We start from the raw sequence: 21,885 nt of genomic DNA, 5'->3' as shown, positions 1-21,885 counted from the left end.
AAATAAATTACCTACAAAATTATCCATCATGTCACCAACAAGCGAGTCAAAAAGAGTTGAAATTTTATCCGATAAAAATAAAAAAAATAGCATGCAAATGTAATAACAAAGTCATTATGGTTTGTGACCAAAAAACGTCATTAATTATGGCATAATAGCCACATTGAATGAGAATAATTTTTAACAACACATTGCGAGCTAAAGAAATATATGACCAACGTCACCGAAACCAACCAAACCGAAAATCCCCAACTTTTAAACGCCGAAATGCCCGACGTCCCTGCCACCTTACCGACGCCTGATCCAACCGCCAATAACCCCGAAAAAATCTACCTTAAAGACTACACGCCGCCGATCTTTAGTGTCAATCACATTGACTTAAAAATTGAGTTGTTTGATAGCGCTGATAAAAAGCAGGCAACCGTCACCGCCAATCTTGACATGACAAGAAACACGGCAGGCGATTTGGTACTCTTTGGGCGAGAATTACAACTTGAATCAATTACCTTAAACGGCAAAACTTTAAGCGAAAGCGACTACCAACTAGACCAAGAAAGCCTAACGATTGTTAACGCGCCAGATAATTGTCAGATTACCACCGTTGTCACCATCGTGCCGCAAACCAATACCAGTCTTGAAGGCTTATACCAAGCAGGGGAAGGGGCGGACAAAATGTTCTGTACCCAGTGTGAGCCAGAAGGGTTTCGTAAAATTACCTTTTATCCGGACCGTCCCGATGTGCTTGCCACCTTCACCACACGCATTGAAGCGGATAAAACTTACCCAACGCTGCTTGCCAATGGTAATTTAATCGACCAAGGCGAGCTTGCGGGCGACCGTCATTTTGCGGTGTGGCAAGACCCCACCAAAAAACCGAGTTATCTATTCGCTTGCGTGATGGCAGATTTGGACGTATTGACCGATCAGTATGTCACCAGTGAAGGGCGTGAGGTGCTGCTTGAGTTATACGCCAAGCATGAAAACATCGAGCAGTGCCATGTCGGGATGCAAGCGTTAAAAGACTCAATGAAATGGGATGAAGACAACTACGGACGGGCGTATGACCTTGACCGCTATATGATTGTAGCGGTTAGCCAGTTTAATATGGGCGCGATGGAAAACAAGGGATTAAATATCTTTAACACCGCTTGCGTACTATCTAGCCCAGAGACCACCACCGATCGCCGTAATTTTAATGTCAAAGCGGTGATTGCCCATGAGTACTTCCATAACTGGACGGGCAACCGTATTACCTGCCGTGACTGGTTTCAGCTGTGCCTAAAAGAAGGCTTTACCGTATTTCGTGACCAGTCTTTTTCCGAAAGTCTGCATTCCCCTGCGGTACAGCGGATTGATGATGTGGCAACATTACGAGCGGCGCAGTTTCCTGAAGATGCCAGCCCATTGGCGCACCCGCCACGCCCCGACCATTTTGTCGAGATTAATAATTTCTACACCGCCACAGTGTACGAGAAAGGCGCAGAAATCGTGCGCATGATTGCCAATACGCTTGGCAAAGAAAAATTCCGCCAAGGCACGGACGAATATTTTCGCCGATATGACGGGCAAGCGGTCACGGTTGAAGACTTGTTATCTGCACTGAGCGTTGCAGACCCAAGTATTGAAAAATTTATCGATTGGTATACCCAGCCAGGCACGCCTGTGTTGTCGGGGCATTTTGAAAAAACAGATGACAAGCTTATCTTGACGCTAAGCCAACACACGCGCCCAGTGGCAGGCTATCCTGCACCAAAAGCTTTGCCAATTCCTATCAAAATGGCGATTTTTAACCGTTCTACTGGACAACTGGTACACGAAGATTTGGTGTTATTGCGCGAAGACAGTCAGACGTTTAACTTTGACGGTTTGTTTACCACAGCGGATTTTGACCCTGTGGTGTCATTGCTTCGTGATTTTTCCGCGCCTGTTCAGCTCAATTTTGAGTATAGCAATGATGATTTGGCGTTTTTGATGCAGTATGAGACCAATGGCTTTAACCGTTGGCAAGCAGCACAGTTGTTGGTCAATCGTATTTTATTGCAAAATGCCGATACTGATGCCTATATCACGGCATTAAAAGCCAGTCTGCCAGCGCTATCAGAAACCGATCCTATGCTAGCGGCGCGGTTACTAGATATGCCAAGCGAGCGAGAGCTGGGTAGTGCGATTCAGACCGACTACGACCCTAGCCAAGTTCGTGCCCGTCATCAAGCGGTCAAAAAAGCCGTGGCGACACAGCTTAAAGACATTTGGCAAAGTGCGTATGCCAAACTGCCGGTTACCGCGTATGAAGATACCGCCGAAGCCATGGGCGTGCGGGCGTGGCGAAATGTGGTACTGGATATGGCGTTATTGGCAGGCCTGAGTGATGCCAAACACTGGGCGATTACCCAGTACCAACAAGCGTCTTGTATGACTGAGCGTTTAGGCGTGTTAAATGCCGCGGTGGAGCATGGTTTACCGCAAAAAGCTGAATGGCTTGCCGATTTTTACCAACGCTTTCATCATGATGCATTGGTGATGGATTTATGGTTTGGTGTCCAAGCCAATGACAGCCAGGCGAGCGTTGCCGATATTTTTGCGTTAACCTCACATCAAGACTTTGATATCAATACCCCAAATCGGGTGCGTGCGGTGCTCGGCGGATTGCTCGCGCAGCCTACCAAAATTTGGACACAGCAGGGCGTTGAGCAGTATTTGAGCATGATGCAAGATTTGGATAAACGTAACCCACTGTTGGCGTCACGTTTGATTCAAGGTTTATCAAATTGGAATGCCTTGGTAGCAGACAAAAAGTCAATGGTTAACGACGCTTTGATATTAAGCCAAGCTAATATGTCGTCCAAAAATGTGAAGGAAACCTTGCAAAGTATGCTCAATAATCTTTAAAATGCAAGCTTAAACGCTGACAAGCCGTGTCAATGAAATAAAGGGGTAACGCAAAATGTCACAATCTGACCGACAACAGATTATATTTTGCTTTATCCTAGCGAGTACCGCGCTTGCCGTGGCAATGGGAATCGGACGATTTGCCTTTACACCGATTTTGCCTTTGATGATACAAGAAGGCACGGTGCATCTTGCGCAAACGGCGTGGTTATCAAGTAGCAACTATATTGGCTATTTGGTCGGTGCACTGTCACTGCTTAAAAGTAATCGACATCCGCTTTTTGTCGTATTAGGTCTCACCTTAGTGACGCTTACCACTTGGCTGGCTTCGCTAAGCGGTTTTGGTTGGTTACTGGTGTTACGCTTTTTAGCGGGCGTGGCAAGCGCTTGGGTGCTGGTATCTATCAGTGCGTTTGCAATCAATTGGTTAAAATCAAGACAGGTAGCCAGCAGTGGTTTGATTTATACGGGCGTCGGCATCGGTATCACCCTCACAGGATTGATTTGTAGCTATTTTATTTTTCAATCAGCGACGGCGACTATCGCGGCCCAGTTATCATTCAGTCCATTATCGAGTCGATTATGGCAGTATCTAGGCATGATTGCGCTGCTCGCCACCTTGGTTGTCACCTTTTTGCTGGCGAAAATCAACTCGCAGTTTGCCTCAACAGCTGCTGCCACAACAGCCGCTGCCAAAGCCCACCCTAGCAAAGCTGCTCATACCAAAGCCAGCCATACCAATCCTACCTCTTCTAGCATACAGCCACCTGCCAAGCTAAAATTAGCGAATGTATTAACCGCCTATGGTTTATTCGGCTTTGGCTATATTTTACCTGCGACTTTTTTGCCACAAATCGCTAAGCAATGGTTATCGGGGCAAAGTTATTTGCTGATTTGGCCGTTTTTTGGGTTGGCGGCGGCTTTGTCAGTGGTGTTATCGCAGGGGTTACAGCGCCGGTATAACAACTTTTCTTTGCTCGGCGTTTGGCGAGTGTCGCAAATCATCATGGCGGTTGGTACGTTATTGCCTGCGCTTTGGCAGTCGTTGGTAGGTTTGATGTTGTCAGCGCTGATGGTGGGCGGCACCTTTATGGTGGTGACGATGGCAGGGCTGCAAGTGGCAGCAAGCCAAGTCACGCACTACCCTAAATACAATTTAAGTGCGCTGATGACCGCAAGTTTTGCGTTTGGGCAGCTTATCGGACCCTTAACTGCGCTAGTTGCCACAGGCAAAAATATTTGGCTTGCGTTGTTACCCGTCTCAGCTATTGTTTTGCTTATTGGGGTGGCGCTACTTTGGCGACCGTATCAACCGTATCAACATCAACAATCATCAAGTCATGTTTAAATCACTTTTAACGGGGCAACCATGAATAACCAAGCTACGAGTAATCAAACTGTGAGTAATCAAACCATTGAACTTTTACAAAATCATCGGGTGTATCGAGAATTTGACAGTAGTGCCACCGTGCCAGATTCGCAATTAAACGACATCATCAAATGCGCCCAACAAGCGCCGAGTTGGCAAAACGGACAGCACTACAGCATTATTAACATCAGTGATAAAGCGTTACGTCAAAAAATCGTCGATTTGCAACCGCGTAACCCACAGATTGCCCAATGTAGTGTGTTTTTGGTATTTGTGATGGATGGCTATCGCTCCTATTTGAGCAGTCAAGCGTATGACGGCAGCTTTGAGGGTTTTAAGGATAGTGATACATTGATTACCCTGGCTACCGATACGGCATTGGCGGCGCAAAATGCCACGGTGGCGGCAGAGAGTTTGGGTTATGCCACCTGTCCGATTGGCGGTCTGCGTATGATTGCCAATGACTTAATCGAACTGCTTCAGCTACCAAAATATACCTATCCAATTTTTGGCTTATGTATCGGCAAACCTAGTGTGGAAATGCGCCTAAAACCGCGTTTACCAAAATCTGCGGTGTATTTTGACAATCAGTATCAAGTTGACGCGTTACCACAAATGCTCGCCGATTATGAACAAACCATTTTGGCGTTTAATGAAGCGCGTGAGCGTAAGCCATACCGTCAAAAATTTGCCGATTACTACAGTCAACCGTATGTCGCTGCTGCAGAAGATTGGCTCAAAGCGCAGGGTTTTTTGACAAAACAAAAATAACGTGTAAAATTCGCGCAGTTGACAGATGAGAGCAAAATTATGGCAAATTCGCAAAGACAATCAACCCATCAAAATACCGGTAATGATAGCGGCTGGTTCCCAAAATGGCAGCCTTACGATGGGCATTTAGATCATCATCCTGTGCGTATCCACGAGTATTTACCTGCTGATAAAAGTCTGCTACTTGGGCTGCAACATGCGTTTGCGATGTTTGGGGCAACCGTGCTTGCGCCGTTATTGATGGGATTTGATGCCAACCTTGCGATTTTGATGGCGGGGCTCAGTACGGTGCTGTTTTTCTTTTTAACAGGCGGGCGAGTACCCAGTTATTTAGGGTCAAGTTTTGCGTTTATCGCGCCTGTCATCACGGCGACGGCTTATACAGGCTCAGGCTTTAATGGTAATTTATCCGTGGCGCTCGGTGGTATTTTTGTCTGTGGTATTTTTTATGCCATGGTCGGATTACTGGTGATGAAAACAGGGGTTGGCTGGATTGAGAAACTTATGCCGCCTGTGGTAACCGGTGCGATTGTGATGATTATCGGGCTAAATTTGGCGCCAGTGACTATCAAAGGCGTGTCGGGGAACCAGTTTGATAGTTGGGTTGCGTTGATGACGGTGCTGTGTATTAGTGCGGTCGCTGTGTTTAGCCGCGGTATGCTACGTCGTTTGTTGCTACTGATTGGTTTGGTATTGGCGTATATGGCATATTTTGTGCTCACCAATGTGCTGGGGTATGGCAAGCCGATTGATTTTACCCCAGTTGCCCAAGCAGCTTGGGTCGGATTACCGAATTTTTATCATCCGACTTTTGATATCAACGCAATAATTTTGATTGCCCCGGTTGCCTTTATTTTAATCGCCGAAAATTTAGGCCATATCAAAGCGGTAGAAGCCATGACAGGACAAGCGGTATCGCCTTATATGGGACGGGCGTTTTTCGCCGATGGTCTATGTACGGCGATGTCATCGAGCATGGGCGGTACCGGCGTGACAACCTATGCGGAAAATATCGGCGTGATGGCAGTAACCAAAGTATACTCGACCACGGTTTTTGTGGTGGCAGGCTTGATTGCTGTACTACTGGGGCTGTCACCAAAATTTGGCGCGATTATCCATACCATCCCAGCGCCATTGTTGGGCGGTGCTTCTATCGTGGTGTTTGGGCTTATCACGGTAGCAGGGGTCAAAATTTGGCTCGATAATCACATTGATTTTGGCAAAAATGCTAATTTAATCATTGCTGCGGTGACCGTCATTATGGGCACTGGGGATTTTAGCTTACATATTGGACAATTTAATTTGGGCGGTATCGGTACAGCGACAGTGGTCGCCATCGTGTTAAATTTACTGTTTAGCCGCAGTGAAAAAGCCAAATTGACGGTTTTGAAATAACTTAAAAAACGCGCTACTTTGGGTAGGGCGGCGTTGTTTGATAAACTGTTTGATAAGTTGTTTGCCAAAAAGAAAAATATGTCACCAAAAATGGACGAAAAAGGATGTCGCATGAGCGAAAACAATGTAGCAAAACCCAAGGGATGGAGCGCAACCAGTTATTTGTTTGTACCCGCCATCAATATTGAGCGGGTGGAAAAAGCCTTTGCCCGTGGCGCAGATACGGTGATAATTGACTTAGAAGATGCGGTCAGTGATAGTGTCAAAATGCAATCACGTGACAATGTGGTCAATTATCTAAGCGGCGCCGATGCCCAGCCTGTTTGGGTACGTATCAATGCCGCAAGTAGCAAGCACCAAGCGGGCGATATTGATTTGCTCAAATCTTTGCCAGCGTCTGCAATCAACAACGTGATTGGGGTAGTGCTACCCAAAGTCGAGCACGCCATAGAGATTGACCGCGTCCGTCATGCGCTCGCCAAACCCATGATTGCCTTGATTGAGACACCCAAAGGCATGGCAAATATACCCGACATCGCCGCTGCGGCAGGATTGACTGCGCTCAGTTTTGGCTTTTTGGATATCTGTGAAAAATTGGGCGTGCGCGCAGACAGCGAGGCAGGTCAGATGGTTGCCAACCAAATCCGTTATCAGCTAAGCTTGCATAGTGCTATCAATGTGCTCACCCCACCGATTGAATGCGTGTACCCACCTTTTAATGACAATGACGGTTTGACCCAGCGGGTCAACGGGTGGCGTGATTTGGGTTTTTCAGGGATGCTGTGTATTCATCCAAACCAAGTCGCCATTGTCAATGCACTGGCTAGACCTAGCCAAGCACAGCTTGCCTTTGCCAAAAAAGTGGTTGACCATTATGCACAGACAGGGCTTGCGGCATTTGCCATGGATGGACAGATGGTCGATACGCCGGTGATTGTGCAAGCCCAAAAGCTGATTCAAAAATACCAACCCTAAGCCTAATCAAACCATAACCCAACTTATAACAACATAAACCATAACAAGGAAAATCATGACAACGCATAGTGAGCATAGTGACAGTAAACCCACCCTAGAGACGATACTCAATCATCGCTCGATTCGCAAATTCACCAACCAGCCAATAGATGCAGCGACGTTTGAGCAGCTTATCGAAGCGGGGATGGCAGGCTCATCATCGGGATTTTTGCAGTCAGCAAGCATCATTCGGGTGACAGATGCCAAGCGGCGCTATGACATCCGCCGTATTTGCGCCGATGCCCAGCAAGCTAAAGACGGGGAAAAATACGGTCATCCCTATGTGGAGCACTGTGCCGAGCTACTAATTTTTTGTATGGACAACCACCGCCATCAAACCCTTGTACCTAACGCGCAAATTGATTGGACTGAAGTCACCATTGTTGGGGCGGTTGATGCAGCCATTATGGCGCAAAATCTGCTACTAGCGGCTGAGAGCATGGGATTGGGTGGTGTGTATTTGGGCAGTGTCCGCAATGACATCAGACGGATGGGCGACATACTCAAACTGCCACAAGGCGTGGTGCCGCTATTTGGCATGGCATTGGGTTACCCTGACCAAAACCCTGCCATGCGTCCACGTTTGCCAAAGGCATTGGTGGTCTCAACCAACCAATATGAGCCCGCTGAAAAATCCGCGTTAGAGCAGTATAACCAAACCGTTGCAGAATATTATGCGGCGCGTGGTCAAGCAGGGTCAGATTGGGTGCAAACCATTGAAAGTTATTTGGATAAACCCGTCCGTCCCGACGTGCTGCCTTATCTTAACCAACAAGGCTATGCCAAAAAATAACCCAAAGCTCAATCAATAAATTCATCTAAAAAAATTTATGTAAAACAATCATGTAAAAAAAGGACGCTTAGGCGTCCTTTTTGATTGTTGATGAGCGAAAAAATCTTATTTTAATAAATTTTTCAAGTTTTTGGCTTGCTGTGCTGCATTACCTGTATAAGTGGCAGGGGTCAAATCAGCCAAACGTTGACGCTCAGTTTCTGGTACGGCTGCCAGTTCATCGCCATTGACAAAGTTGACCATCATCTCACGGGTCATGGCTTGACCGCGGGTCAAGGCTTTTAGTTTCTCATAAGGTTTTTCAACATTGTAGCGACGCATCACGGTTTGGATTGGCTCTGCCAATACTTCTTGTGCAAGCTCTAGGTCTTCATTGAGACGATTGGCGTTAAGCTCTAATTTGCCAATACCTTTTAAGCAGGCGTCAAAGGCAATCAGACTTTGGGCAAAACCTACCCCCATATTGCGAAGGACTGTCGAATCAGTCAAGTCGCGCTGCATACGAGAAATCGGCAGTTTTTCGCCCAAATGTGCCAACACAGCATTGGCAATACCCAGATTACCTTCTGAGTTTTCAAAGTCGATTGGGTTGACTTTGTGTGGCATGGTGGATGAGCCCACTTCGCCATCTTTAAGTTTTTGTTTGAAGTAACCCAAGGAGATATACGTCCATACATCACGGTTAAAATCAATCAAAATGGTATTGTAACGGCGCAGCGCGTCAAACAATTCGGCGATATAGTCGTGTGGCTCAATTTGGGTGGTATACGGATTAAAGGTCAACCCAAGACTGGTGACAAAGTCTTCGGCATTTTTTGCCCAGTCAATTTGTGGGTAGGCTGACAGGTGCGCGTTGTAGTTACCCACCGCACCATTGATTTTACCTAGCAATTCTACGTTATTAAATTGCTTGAGCTGGCGATGCAGACGGTATGCCACGTTTGCCATTTCTTTACCCAAAGTCGTTGGGCTCGCGGTTTGACCATGCGTGCGTGAGAGCATGGGTTGGTCGGCATGGGTTTCGGCAAGCGCTGCAATCTCATCAATGATTTTTTGCATCGATTGCGCCAGTACGTCGCGACCGGATTTTAGCATCAACGCGTGTGATAAGTTATTGATGTCTTCAGAGGTACAGGCAAAATGGATAAATTCACCCGCGTCTTTTAGCGCATCGATATCGGCAATTTTTTCTTTTAAAAAGTATTCAACGGCTTTGACATCATGGTTGGTGGTGCGTTCGATGTCTTTGATACGCATCGCGTCTGCTTCGCTAAAATTGGCTACAATCGCGTCTAAGCGCTCATTGGTCGCTGCCGAAAAAGGCTGAATTTCATGAATATCTGCATGATTGGCAAGGGTCTGCAACCAGCGCACTTCAACCGTCACACGGGCATGAATCAAGCCAAATTCTGACAGGTAAGGACGTAAACTATCCACTTTACTGGCATAGCGACCATCAATAGGTGAAAGAGCGGTCAAAGTATTCATCAAATAATCCTAATCGGTTAAATAAAGGGTTAACGTAAAAGTGCCTGCATTATAGCAAACTATGACAACGTGGACTACCGCTAGCGTTGCTTGGCAAACAGCACAAGCCCAATAATCACCAACGCAATCCCCACAAAACTTAAGCCTGATGGCATGGGCGTGTGCAGCAGCAACATACCGCCTAACAACGCAAAAATAATTTCACTGCCTTGGGTGGCATCGACGGCGGCCAGTTGTTGTGGCTGTTTGGCAAGACTACGGGCATGTAAAAAAGTGGTCGTACCTAGCACACCTGCCATCAAGGCAACCAAAAAACTAATGGTCATTTGTGAGACACTGGGCGCGGGCGGTTGTACCAGAAAGCCTAATACCAACCACATCGGTAATGACCCTAGCGACATCAGCCAAACATTATGCAGGGGATTTGATAGCAGTGGGGAAGTCACTTGCGGCACTTTTTGTAGCAATTTGCTCGTTGCCAATTCACTCGTTACTTTGCGCGTTTCATTGTTCGTTGCCTTGCTTATTGCATCGGTATGATGGGTGGCGACCCCTTTGGGTTGTCCTGCTTGCCAAATCAATTGATTACCTAAGGGAAAACAAAAACTGGCAATAAAGGCAGGTAGCGCACCAAATAGCAACAAAGCATGCCAATCAGTGCCTTGGCTCATGCTATGCCTTAACCCTTCACCCACATTGGCAAGTACCACACCGATAAATACAATCACCGAATAGACAATGACATTTTTTTGAAATGATTGCCCAAAAAAACTCAGTACCACCAAGCTTGCTACCACAGTAAATAAATAGGTCGCGGCAATCACCCATCCTTGTGCATAATCTGCCGCAAACGCCAGCAGCCCATACGTGCCAAGTCCAATGCCACCCGTCACACACCAAAAATGCCAATGACTGGCAAATAGTTTACCTAGTTCTAGTAGCTTGGACGGATTGAGTTTGTTTTGCAGCAAAATAAAAACCGACAACAACAGCCACATAAAAAAACAGCGAAAACTTGCTGACCAAAACCAATGTCCGCCTTGTACACTCATCAATTGATACAGTACAAACGACGTGCTAAAAAAAGCCGACGCAATCAGCCCCCAAACAATCATTTTTCCCATTGGCTTGATATTTCCCTAAGTTGTGTTCTAACGATTTGACAGTAGCTATTTGACAGCGGCTATTTGCCTTTGGCATCTGCCCAAATGATTTTATGCAGTTGCAGTTGAAAACGCACTGGCAGCGCATCGGCAAGTATCCATTCTGCCAAGTCAGTGGCAAGGGTAGGTACATTAGCTTGACGTTCTTCCACATTAAACATCGGAGAAAACCATACCGTTGCGACTTTTTTATCCAGTTGGTAGTCTGCGAGGATTTGTTTTGACCAGTCATAATCATCGCGATTCATAATGACAAATTTGATTTGGTCATGGGCAGTTAAGTAGGGGAGGTTTTGCCACAGATTTTTATCGGCTTCTTGAGAGCTTGGGGTTTTGATATCCATAACCTTAGAGACTGCCGTTGGCACCTCTGCCACGGACAGCGCGCCCGAAGTTTCAAGCGAAATCTCGTAGCCATGCGCCAGTAGCAAATTCATCAAAGCGATTGCATTGGGCTGGGCTAAAGGTTCGCCACCTGTCAAACAAATACGCTGGCACGGAAAACTCTGACACACTGCCAAAATCCCTTCCAAACTCATGCGCTCGCCGCCGACAAAGGCATATTCGGTATCACAATACACGCAGCGCAGCGGGCAGCCCGTCAAGCGAATAAAAATCGTCGGTAATCCTGCGGTCAAAGCTTCACCTTGCAGCGAATAAAAAATCTCAGTGACTTTAAGTCCTGCTTCGGGGTCAGTGGTGGGAATGGTGGTATTGCGGATGGGTAGCGTTGAATTTGGCATAAATGTGATTAACTAATAAAAATTAGCGTTTATTTTATCAAATTTATGCCAATAAATCTTTGTGTTCAGCGGTTAAAGCAATTTCATTTCGGTTAACACGTCCACTGCAGCCCGAAACGCTTCTTGAGCCGCTGGTGCGCCGCAGTAAGGTAGACTATGTAGTAGCACTTCTTGAATTTCTGCCACGCTTGCGCCGTTATTAATCGCCCCGCGAATATGCCCTTTTAGTTCTGTTGGGGATTTTTGCGCGATTAAAAAGGCGAGGGTGATTAGCGAGCGGGTTTTGCGGTCAATGCCTTTTCCATCACTGCCGTCGCGTTGCCACGTCGAACCCCACGCGTGTTCATTAATCCAGTCTTGTAGTGGGGCAGTAAATTCGGTGACTTGTGACATGGCGCGCTCAACGTGCGCATCGCCCATCACTTGTTTGCGGACCGCAATGCCGTTGTCATACGGGGTGTTTTGTTGTGACGACATACTGTTTCCTTTAATAAAGGCTATAAAATTTGCTGAAGGCTATAAAAAAAGCAAACCATCATTGATTTGCTTTAAATAATTTACTGTTATCTTGACTCAAAATCTAGTCCATTCTGAGCAAATCATTAATCGAGGTTTTAGATCGGGTTTTTGCGTCAACTTTTTTCACGATAACCGCACAGTACAAGCTATGCGAGCCGTCTTTACTTGGTAAACTGCCCGACACGACCACTGACCCTGCAGGAATACGAGCGTAACTGATTTCGCCTGTTTCGCGGTCTAGGATTTTGGTTGATTGACCGATATACACGCCCATCGAAATCACCGAGCCTTCCTCAACAATCACACCTTCAACGATTTCTGAGCGCGCACCGATAAAGCAGTTGTCTTCAATGATGGTTGGGTTGGCTTGTAGCGGCTCAAGGACGCCGCCAATACCGACACCGCCTGATAAATGCACGTTTTTACCGATTTGGGCGCATGAACCCACTGTCGCCCACGTATCGACCATTGTGCCTTCATCAACATAGGCACCGATATTGACGTAGGATGGCATCAAGATAGCGCCTTTGGCAATGTATGAGCCTTTACGCGCGACGGCAGGTGGCACCACGCGCACGCCCGCTTTGGCAAATTGTTCATCCCCCCAATCGGAAAATTTGGTTTCGACTTTATCAAAGAACTGCAGGTCACGACCGCCATTCATGATGCGGTTGTCGTTCAGACGAAAAGATAATAATACCGCTTTTTTGACCCATTGGTTGACGATCCATTCACCGTCTTTTTTTTCTGCCACGCGTAAGGTGCCGGCATCGAGCTGAGCGAGGACGTCATTGACGGCGGCACGCACATCGTCGGTGGCGTCATTGGGGTTGAAGTTGGCACGGTTTTCAAACGCATCTTCAATAATCTGTTGTAATGACATAATTTTTTCCTACAATCCAAAAAAAGGTAGGTCATTGTCGCTAATTTTATTTTGTTTGGCAAATATTAATACGTCATTTTGGCAAGTTTTCATGACTAGACAGCTTTGAGGTATTGTAAAATCAAGGTACGTATTAAAAGCCATGTGTTAAATAGCTTAAAAAGCCTGGGTTAAATAGCCGTCATTAAATGAATCAGCGCAGGACCAAAAAATACCATAAATAACCCTGCCAATACCATCGTCAGACTGGCAATCACGCCTTCGCTTTCATGGCGCTGACTGGCTCTTGCGGTACCAAAACCATGTGACGCATTACCAAATGCCACGCCGTGGGCAAGATGAAAACGAATTTTTGACCACGCCAGTACCATATCGCCAATCACCATGCCGACCACCCCAGTAATTAAGGTAAATAGCGACACGAGCGCCGCTGAAGCATGAATCTGCTGCGCCAAATCAATGGCAAATGGGGTGGAAATTGACCGTGCCATCAAGCTGTAGGTGAGTGTGGCATCAAATTTAAATACGCGAGCAAACACCATGATGCTAGCAATACCCACCAACATGCCCACCACAATCGACACCGCAAGCACGGCAGCATAGCGGTAAATCAATTGACGATACTGATAAATCGGTATGGCAAAGGCCACGGTTGCAGGGCCCAACAACTCAACAATCCAAGCGGTATCGGCAAAATAGGTTTGGTAAGAAATCCCAAACACAATCATCAATACAATCGTTACCGTCGCCACCGTGATGGCAGGATTGAGCCAAAATTTTGGGTAACGGGCATACACCCGCTTTGCTAAAACATATGCCAAGATAGTCCACAGTAAACAGCCGATAGAGATAATATTCATAGTAAATTACGATTGGTATGATTAATGGTATGTGATTATTGATGGGCATGGTGCTTGCGGCGATACAACACGCGCTTAACGCGATTGCCTAGCATAAAAGTTAGGGCAGAACTGAGCATCACCAATGCCGTACTCACGACAATGGTAATCATCAGCTGCCAACCTTTAGCAAAAAATAACTGCTGATATTGGGTAATCGACATCATCAGCGGAATAAATAACAGCACCAACTCGCCCAAGATAAACTTCGCGCCGACATTGACCCAGTCGAGTTTAATAACCCCAGTTAATAACAATGCCAGCATCAAAAACAGCGCCACAATGCCAGATGACATAGGTAGGTTGAATAATTTTTTGAGGATGTCAGCCGCGCCCCATACCACACCAATGAGGGTGATTTGCAGTAAAATTTTGACCAGTGGCTGTTGTAACATAGGGTCTATTTTGTGGGGTAGCAGTTTATGGGGCACCAGTTTATGGGGTAATAGCTGCTGAAAAGTCGGAAGATTCATAGCGCGTTTCATGGTAAACAAGTCATCAATAATTGAGATATCTAGTATAAAAAAACCATTAACAAAAAATATGAATAATATTTTTTATATTATGCGTAAAATCTATAAAGCTACAAAACAGGGCTATAACACTATAAAGCTATTTTGGGCAGTTCAGAAATATGATGACCTTAAAACAACTTCAATGCTTTATCACGGTGGTGAAGACCGGCGGATTTTCTCATGCTGCCGATACATTGAGTTTGACGCAGCCGACAGTGACCAAAGCCATTTCTAATTTGGAAGATACGCTAGGCGTGGCGCTGTTTGATAAGCAACTGATGAGCCGCAAGCGGGATATTGCGCTGACCGAAATTGGCGCATTGGTATATGAGCAGGCGCAGACGGTGTTACAACAAGTCGGCTACCTTGAGCAGACGGTGACACAATATCAGCACATGGATCGCGGGCAGCTGCGACTAGGGTTGTCACCGCTCGGGGGAGAGTTGTTGAGCGATGCGATTTTTGAGTTTTATCAAACCCATCGCCATATTGAGCTGTCGTTGCTAGAAGATGGCGCAGAGTCGTTAAAACAAGCCTTGCTCGATGATACGCTTGATGTGTGTACTTTGATGCAACCGATTGAGGAGGACTTTGATTATATCCCAGTATGCGATTATCCCATTATGTTGGTGGCACACCGGCAGCATATGGGCAATACCATCAAACAAGTGACTTTAAAATCCTTAAAAAATGCGTCGTTGATGTTGTTTGCGTCCCATTCGTCATTTACCTCAATGATTGTCGAAGAATGCCAAAAACTTGGCTTTGAACCCAATATCGTTTGCCACACCAACCAATGGCAACTACTGACGACATTGTTGAAAAAAAACATGGGGGTGACGCTACTGCCCAAATATTACACTGATAAGCTCGATGACAAACAGCTTGTTTGCCTGCCGCTCGTCCAGCCCAATTTGACTTGGCAAATGGTGATGGCATGGCGAAAACACCGACCGCTGACCCCAGCGATGCAAGCTTGGCTAAACATAGTACAGCGCCAAGCTAATAATAAAATTTAATGGGAAAGTTTAATAGGAAAGATTAATCGACAGGTTATAAACATTTGATAGACCTGCTTAGAGTCTCGTGTTACGGCTTTGTATTATAGCCTTGTGTTATAGCCCCGTGTGTTAATGCTTTTTGATATATGGAATTTACCAAATGGCGTTAGACACCGCAAAATCACTGCCGTAAAATCATTCAACAATATCTAACAAAAAAGGGAATACTTATGCTACAACAACCTGATGATCACTACACCGCACCCGCCAACCTTGGCACAGCGGTATATGCCAACAATGCCGATGCTATTGGTAACACGCCGCTGGTGCGTCTTAACCATATCATGCCACAGGGGGTGACCGTGCTTGCCAAAATCGAAAGCCGTAACCCGGCGTTTTCGGTCAAATGCCGAATCGGTGCAGGCATGGTGCAAGCCGCCGAGCAAGCAGGGTTATTAAAGCCAGGTATGCAAATCATCGAGCCGACGAGTGGTAACACGGGGATTGCGCTGGCGTTTGTGGCAGCAGCCAAAGGGTATAAAATCACGCTGACCATGCCCGCCTCAATGAGTATGGAGCGCCGTAAAGTGCTGGCTGCGTTGGGCGCACATTTGGTGCTCACTGAGCCTTCGCTAGGTATGAAAGGGGCGGTGGAAGCTGCACAAGAAATCCATGACAACCATCCTGGCGAATACTTTTTGCCGCAACAGTTTGATAACCCTGCCAACCCAGACACCCATGTCAAAACCACCGCACCTGAGATTTTTAATGCCACAGCGGGTAAGGTCGATGCGCTTGTTGCAGGCGTGGGTACAGGCGGGACGATTTCGGGTATCGCCCGTTATTTTAAACAAATCAAACATCAGCCGCTTTATACCGTCGCGGTTGAACCTGCAGAATCACCGATTATTACCCAGACGCGTGAAGGCAAAACCATCACCCCAGGTCCGCATAAAATCCAAGGGATTGGCGCCAACTTTATCCCAAAAAATCTTGCGCTTGATTTGCTTGATGAAGTCGTCACGGTAACTGGCGATGATGCGATTGCATGGGCAAGACGGGCGATGACTCAAGAAGGTATTTTATGTGGTATCTCTTGTGGTGCAGCGCTGCAAGCGACGTATCAACTAGCAAGCCGCCCTGAGATGCAAGGCAAAACCATTGTAGTTATTCTGCCAGACAGTGGTGAGCGTTATTTATCCAGTGTGCTATTTGATGGTATCTTCACTGGCGAGAACTTTAATTAATAAACTTTTATGAACGATAAAAAAGGGCGTTAGTTAGCCCTTTTTTAATTTATTTTTACTTTGATTTTAATTTAAAATCGCTATAAAAATCATCGGTTTAACACCCTAAACATAGTCATCAACCCATGACCCATAACGAATAGCTCACAATAAATAGCCTAAGCGAATTTTCCAATCATTGCCACTCATTTTTCTTTTTAAGTGGTTTTTATTACCGACTTATTTTTATTGCCAAGCCATTTTTAAGCGTTTTTGCTGACGTAATAAACGCGTTCCTAACAGCAGTGACGCCAATCCCAGCGCCGCAACCAGCGCGATCCAAAATCCTTTAGCCCCCATATCGGTATGGCGCACCAAATAGGTACCCAGCGGAATCGCCACCACCCAATAGCAAAACAAGGTGATAAACATCGGCACTGTGGTATCTTGCATACCGCGCAAAATCCCCGCAAAATTGACCTGCCAGGCATCAAACAACTGATACACGGTGGCAAACCATAACAACAGCGCGGCTTGCTGAATCACTTGGGGATTTTCACTAAAGAAAGTTGGCAGGGTTTGCCGAAAAATGGCAGTTAACAACATGCTAATCACCGCAAATGACGTGGCTACGGCAATGCCGATGAGCTTGATGCGTTTAAGCTCTCGGTAATCTTTGGCACCATAGCGGTTTGACACCATGATGGTGAGCGCCATCGCCACTGAAAACGGAAACATAAATAACTGCGATGAAATCGTCAACGCGACCTGATGGCTTGCCACCGCGATTTCACCCAGTGGGCTGATGATTATGGAAGCTAGACTAAACGCGCTCACTTCAAAAAAAATCGACATGCCAATGGGAATGCCAATCGATAATTGCTGACGCAACTGAGCAAAATCCATACCGGCAAAATTGGCAAAAAAGCGCTGGTTGGCAAAATCTGGCTGGGGGCTCAGAGTCAAATAGCTTACCAACATCAATAAATTTATCCATAACGCAATCCCAGAGGCGAAACCACAGCCCGCACCGCCCATAGCAGGAATCAGCATAGTTTCGCCGAGAGTGACGCCATGGATAAACGCATAGCTGAGCGGCACATTTAAAATCAAACCAATCAGGCTAATCACCATGACCACGGTGGGATGTTTTAAGCTTTCGGTGTAGCAGCGCAGCGAGGTATATAGACAGACTGCAGGAAACCCAAAAGAGATACCAAACAAGAATTTTTGGGCGATATGCTGAATATCTTTCGGTACCTTCATCCAATCAAACAAATAATGCAGCTGATTAACCGCTACAAAACCTATAATACCGATGATAAGCGCCAGCCAAAGCGATTGTTGGGTAATAAACGGCACTTTTTGTAGTTGCTGCTGACCAATCGCTTCCCCAATCAATGGCGTGGTGGCAAGCAAAATACCAACCGCCAGCAAAAAGGTGGGCATCCAAATACCCGCGCCGATTGCCACGCCCGATAAATCTAGCGCGGAGACTTGCCCAGCGAGTAAAGTATCGACCAAGGCGAGTCCTGACTGGCAAATCTGGGTGATTAAAATAGGTAAGGTCAAGACAAATAATTGTTTTAAGTCTTGACGAGCAATAGCTGACAGCATGTAATGACCAAATATTCGTTGAAAATTCAATAAAGGCGGCAGTTTAACAGATTTTGCGGCATGATTTTTTATTGTTTAATTTATTGTTTAACAGGTCAACAAACTAAAGGTCAAAAAAAGTTAGCGTTTGATTGTGATAGTATCAACATGAAAAAGCCTTTATCAAATGTTGCCAGAATTTGATAAAGGCTTTTTTCAACAGTAGCTTTTAAAGCGCTTGAATCATGGCTTGATAGCCTGTGAGTTTATTGGTCGCATCAAAGGTTTGTACCACAAAAGCATAATTGGCTTTGGTGGCATCCACAAACGGTGTAAAAGTAGTGCCATAGGTTAATTGGTTGGTGCGTACAAAACCCATACCGTGGTCAGTGGCTTTATCCAAATTGATTTGGGTGACAAGCGTGCGAGCGGTGTTGGCAGGCGCAGTCCAATTGAGGTTTAGGGTACTACCTGTCCCCGTAAGATTAACATCTAACTTGCCGACCGTAGCAGTGAGTGGCAATACTTTAAAATCGCCATCGCCGCCTAAGGTATAGTTGACATCACAGCCGTCTTTATTGTCAGATAATTCTCTGCCAAAATCGACACCCACCTCATAACTATATTGACCATCCCAATAATCGCGCTTGCTATCATAATCGCCATTAAATGGCATGCCCGCCACAGAGGTTTTTAATTCGTCAAACTGTAAAAATTTAAGCACCGTATTATCAAATTTTGCTGCTGGGTCGAGTGTGCCAGACAGCACACCACCCATCGCTTCGTCAGTTTTAATAGAGATTTTTTCTGTGGTTAAGGTGTTTGGGTCTTGGCAAGTTTTTTGTTGATAGCTCATTTGACCATACACCGAAGCAGCATAATCATTGCCAATATCAAAATACACCACGCCCAGGTCGCTATCATTGGGCTCGTTGTCGTTGTCTTCTACAAAATAGCCAACATACAAACCCCCTTTACCGCCTTCTGGGGTGATTTTGTCCAAAAAATTATCTAAGCTGTCTTCGGGCAAAAAGATACTTTGTAAAATCTCTGCCATGCTTTTTTCTTTATTGGTTAATTTATCCTCGACTTTTTTGTAGGCAGTGCGGACATCCGTTGCAATGTTTTTATAACTATCATTGGCATCGTTTAGGGCATTGTCGACAGTCTCACTCCCTGAGCCACCACACGCAGATAGGGCGATAGTGAACGCAGTTAGCATGCCTATTTTATAAGACGCTTTTTTATAAGGCACCTTTTTACATGGCGCTTTTTTACAAGGCGGTTTTTTATAAGGCACTTGGGTATATGACATGATAACAATCCTTCCTTGATAATAGATGAAATAGCAATAACAAATAGCGATAAATTATTAAATAAAATCAAAATAAAAGTTTGGGCTATGCTACCATTGTTATTTTTTAAAGTATAGCCAAATAGTAACGATTATCATCAAAAAATTATTGGCTATAGTTTGTTAAATTATCAATCAAATGAATTAGTTACTGATTAATGCCAAATCCAAACCTTATCCCTTTATCGCTTTATATCCATATTCCTTGGTGTGTTAAAAAATGCCCGTATTGTGATTTTAACTCACATGAAAGCCGTACACCGATTGATTTTGTAGGCTATGTCGATGCCTTATTAGACGATTTAAAAACCCAGCTAAGCTTTGTACAAGGGCGCAAGATTTCCACCATTTTTATTGGGGGCGGCACGCCATCGCTGCTGCCGATTGCGCAATATCGGCAGCTTTTTGCGGGTATCAATGCTCAGTTACCACTGACTGAGGATTGCGAAATCACCATGGAAGCCAATCCTGCCACCGTGGAGCATGCGCCATTTCATGAGTATTTAGCGGTCGGTATCAATCGGTTGTCGCTCGGTGTGCAAAGTTTTCAAACCCAAAAACTTGCTGCCTTGGGGCGGATTCATAACCCGCAGCAAGCGCTTTTAGCTATTGCCAATGCCCAGCAAGCAGGGTTTAAAAAGCTAAATATCGACTTAATGCATGGCTTGCCCAACCAAACATTGGCAGACGCCCTGAGCGATTTGCAGCAAGCGATTGATTTGGGCGTTTCGCATATTTCGTGGTATCAGCTCACCATTGAGCCCAATACCGTGTTTTATCGCAATACGCCGATTTTGCCCGATGACGAGATATTGGTGGACATTTTTGAGCAAGGCGCTCAGCATTTGCAAGCCAATGGGTTTGTGCAATACGAAGTGTCGGCATGGTCAAGGCAGACGGATTTTCAACCCAGTCAGCATAATCTCAATTATTGGCAGTTTGGCGATTATCTGGCAATTGGGGCAGGCGCGCACGGTAAAGTCACGCGGCCTGATGGCATTTACCGGTTTAGCAAATCCCGCTTACCAAAAGATTATAGGGTTAATCAGTCGGCGATAGGTTGGCAAGCCATCGAGCCGTCTGATTTACCGTTTGAATTTATGATGAATGGGCTGCGGCTAAAAAATGGCGTGCCCAAACAGTTTTGGACACAGAGAACAGGCTTGGCATGGTCAGTCATTGAGCCGCAATTGATAAAACTACACAGTCGGGGTTTGGTTGAGTTAAGCGGTGACCATATCCACTGCACAGCGCAAGGGTTTTTATTTTTAAACCAAGTCCTGCAAGAATTTTTACCCGATGACTAAACCTTTGACTGCGCATTTGATTGAATTTATGCGCCGCAGCCTTATTTAAGCGTCAATCAATTAAAAAAAGAGAGTGATATGTTTACCGATACCCATGCGCATTTAAACCGTTTGGATTTAGAAAAATATCAAGGTGATATCCGTCAAGCCTTACAAGCCGCCAAGGATGCCAATGTGCAGCGGATTATGGCGATTATGTGTGAGCTGGATGAATACGATGCTATTTATGAGATTATCAATACGAAAATTGACGGGCTAACGTTGGGGATGAGTGTGGGCGTGCATCCCTGCGAAGACATTGCTATGCTAAAGAGTGCAACGGTTGAAACACTCGTTGAAATGGCAAATCAGCCGCATGTTTGGGCAATTGGCGAGACGGGGCTTGATTATTATTGGTCAACAGAAAACAGCATAGAACAAAAAGCGAGCTTTGCCCGCCATATCCACGCTAGTCAGCACCTAAAAAAACCCATTATCGTCCATACCCGTGAGGCGAAACACGATACATTGGATTTATTAAAAGCAGAAAAAGCCGAGCATGGCATTATTCATTGCTTTACGGAAGATTATGCGACAGCCAAAAAAGCCTTGGACTTGGGTTTTTATATTTCTTTATCAGGGATTGTGACCTTTAAAAACGCCACTGAATTACAAGCAGTGGCGAAAAAACTGCCTAAAGATCGCATTTTGATTGAAACCGACAGCCCATATCTTGCGCCAGTGCCTAAACGCGGTAAATCTAACGAGCCTGCTTTTGTACCCTATGTGGCGGATTTTCTCGCCAAGCATTATGACATGCCAGTGGATGAGTTCGCTCACTTAACTCATCAAAATTTTGACGCATTATTACATCAGTACGCTTAAATATAGTTAACGAAATCTTTATACTTTATTAAGTAGGTAATAAAATTTATGTGATAAAACATTTGGCAATGACTCATCAGTCATGTATCATACGTA

Annotated in this window: 19 protein-coding genes; 10 read left to right on the top strand and 9 right to left on the bottom strand. The window is 45.5% G+C overall.

The window, feature by feature from the left end; genetic code table 11:
- Positions 1-267 precede the first annotated feature (267 nt).
- The 6 genes from pepN (at position 268) to nfsA (ending at position 8,231) form a co-directional block, all read left to right on the top strand.
- Complete coding sequence (gene pepN, locus RT143_RS01355; RefSeq protein ID WP_313090660.1) at positions 268-2,889, top strand: aminopeptidase N; 2,622 nt, start codon at positions 268-270, stop codon at positions 2,887-2,889.
- Positions 2,890-2,944: 55 nt separating this feature from the next.
- Positions 2,945-4,237, top strand: a complete 1,293-nt coding sequence (locus RT143_RS01350) for a YbfB/YjiJ family MFS transporter (protein ID WP_313090645.1) — start codon at positions 2,945-2,947, stop codon at positions 4,235-4,237.
- 21 nt (positions 4,238-4,258) lie between these two features.
- Positions 4,259-5,029: a nitroreductase family protein gene (locus RT143_RS01345; protein WP_313090644.1), complete on the top strand. Its 771-nt coding sequence runs from the start codon at positions 4,259-4,261 to the stop codon at positions 5,027-5,029.
- A gap of 39 nt (positions 5,030-5,068) precedes the next feature.
- Positions 5,069-6,424, top strand: coding sequence for a solute carrier family 23 protein (locus RT143_RS01340; protein WP_313090643.1), 1,356 nt, complete (start codon positions 5,069-5,071; stop codon positions 6,422-6,424).
- A gap of 111 nt (positions 6,425-6,535) precedes the next feature.
- Positions 6,536-7,399: an HpcH/HpaI aldolase/citrate lyase family protein gene (locus RT143_RS01335; protein WP_313090641.1), complete on the top strand. Its 864-nt coding sequence runs from the start codon at positions 6,536-6,538 to the stop codon at positions 7,397-7,399.
- 55 nt (positions 7,400-7,454) lie between these two features.
- Positions 7,455-8,231 carry an oxygen-insensitive NADPH nitroreductase gene (nfsA, locus tag RT143_RS01330; RefSeq protein WP_313090639.1) on the top strand — a complete coding sequence of 259 codons (777 nt, stop codon included), beginning with the start codon at positions 7,455-7,457 and terminating at the stop codon, positions 8,229-8,231.
- A 105-nt stretch (positions 8,232-8,336) separates the two neighbouring features.
- Here the strand turns inward: nfsA and purB are convergent, their stop codons facing one another.
- The 7 genes from purB to RT143_RS01295 all read right to left on the bottom strand — a co-directional run bounded on the left by purB (position 8,337) and on the right by RT143_RS01295 (position 14,399).
- The gene (gene purB, locus RT143_RS01325; protein ID WP_313090637.1) at positions 8,337-9,719 is read right to left on the bottom strand and encodes an adenylosuccinate lyase; all 1,383 of its coding nucleotides are present in this window, start codon (positions 9,717-9,719) and stop codon (positions 8,337-8,339) included.
- A gap of 80 nt (positions 9,720-9,799) precedes the next feature.
- Positions 9,800-10,843 carry a multidrug resistance efflux transporter family protein gene (locus tag RT143_RS01320; RefSeq protein WP_313090635.1) on the bottom strand — a complete coding sequence of 348 codons (1,044 nt, stop codon included), beginning with the start codon at positions 10,841-10,843 and terminating at the stop codon, positions 9,800-9,802.
- Between the two features lie 59 nt (positions 10,844-10,902).
- Positions 10,903-11,625: a 7-carboxy-7-deazaguanine synthase QueE gene (gene queE, locus RT143_RS01315; protein WP_313090633.1), complete on the bottom strand. Its 723-nt coding sequence runs from the start codon at positions 11,623-11,625 to the stop codon at positions 10,903-10,905.
- Positions 11,626-11,697: 72 nt separating this feature from the next.
- Positions 11,698-12,102 carry a carboxymuconolactone decarboxylase family protein gene (locus tag RT143_RS01310; protein WP_313090631.1) on the bottom strand — a complete coding sequence of 135 codons (405 nt, stop codon included), beginning with the start codon at positions 12,100-12,102 and terminating at the stop codon, positions 11,698-11,700.
- Between the two features lie 103 nt (positions 12,103-12,205).
- Positions 12,206-13,027 (bottom strand): 2,3,4,5-tetrahydropyridine-2,6-dicarboxylate N-succinyltransferase, encoded by an 822-nt coding sequence (dapD, locus tag RT143_RS01305; protein WP_313090629.1) that lies wholly within the window; start codon positions 13,025-13,027, stop codon positions 12,206-12,208.
- 170 nt (positions 13,028-13,197) lie between these two features.
- Positions 13,198-13,887: an LrgB family protein gene (locus RT143_RS01300; RefSeq protein ID WP_313090626.1), complete on the bottom strand. Its 690-nt coding sequence runs from the start codon at positions 13,885-13,887 to the stop codon at positions 13,198-13,200.
- A gap of 35 nt (positions 13,888-13,922) precedes the next feature.
- Complete coding sequence (locus tag RT143_RS01295) at positions 13,923-14,399, bottom strand: CidA/LrgA family protein (protein WP_313090623.1); 477 nt, start codon at positions 14,397-14,399, stop codon at positions 13,923-13,925.
- A gap of 161 nt (positions 14,400-14,560) precedes the next feature.
- On the opposite strand from RT143_RS01295, the gene RT143_RS01290 reads away from it, so the two are divergent.
- On the top strand, positions 14,561-15,460 hold the full coding sequence (locus tag RT143_RS01290) for a LysR family transcriptional regulator (protein ID WP_313090622.1): 900 nt from the start codon (positions 14,561-14,563) through the stop codon (positions 15,458-15,460).
- 212 nt (positions 15,461-15,672) lie between these two features.
- Positions 15,673-16,689 carry a cysteine synthase A gene (cysK, locus tag RT143_RS01285; RefSeq protein WP_313090619.1) on the top strand — a complete coding sequence of 339 codons (1,017 nt, stop codon included), beginning with the start codon at positions 15,673-15,675 and terminating at the stop codon, positions 16,687-16,689.
- Positions 16,690-16,914: 225 nt separating this feature from the next.
- On the opposite strand, the gene RT143_RS01280 is transcribed toward cysK, so the two are convergent.
- A complete protein-coding gene (locus tag RT143_RS01280) occupies positions 16,915-18,285 on the bottom strand; it encodes an MATE family efflux transporter (protein WP_313090617.1) in 1,371 nt (456 codons plus the stop codon).
- 208 nt (positions 18,286-18,493) lie between these two features.
- Positions 18,494-19,579, bottom strand: a complete 1,086-nt coding sequence (locus tag RT143_RS01275) for a hypothetical protein (RefSeq protein ID WP_313090615.1) — start codon at positions 19,577-19,579, stop codon at positions 18,494-18,496.
- A 197-nt stretch (positions 19,580-19,776) separates the two neighbouring features.
- Between RT143_RS01275 and hemW the strand changes: the two genes are divergently transcribed.
- Both hemW and RT143_RS01265 read left to right on the top strand, forming a co-directional pair.
- Complete coding sequence (gene hemW, locus RT143_RS01270) at positions 19,777-20,925, top strand: radical SAM family heme chaperone HemW (protein WP_313090612.1); 1,149 nt, start codon at positions 19,777-19,779, stop codon at positions 20,923-20,925.
- A 78-nt stretch (positions 20,926-21,003) separates the two neighbouring features.
- Complete coding sequence (locus RT143_RS01265; protein ID WP_313090610.1) at positions 21,004-21,789, top strand: TatD family hydrolase; 786 nt, start codon at positions 21,004-21,006, stop codon at positions 21,787-21,789.
- Positions 21,790-21,885 lie beyond the last annotated feature (96 nt).

The organism is Moraxella sp. CTOTU48268, from assembly GCF_032069585.1.
Taxonomy (GTDB): Bacteria; Pseudomonadota; Gammaproteobacteria; order Pseudomonadales; family Moraxellaceae; genus Faucicola; species Faucicola cinerea.
The sequence above is the reverse complement of the archived record's forward strand: the minus strand, read 5'-3'. Positions and strand labels throughout refer to the sequence as shown.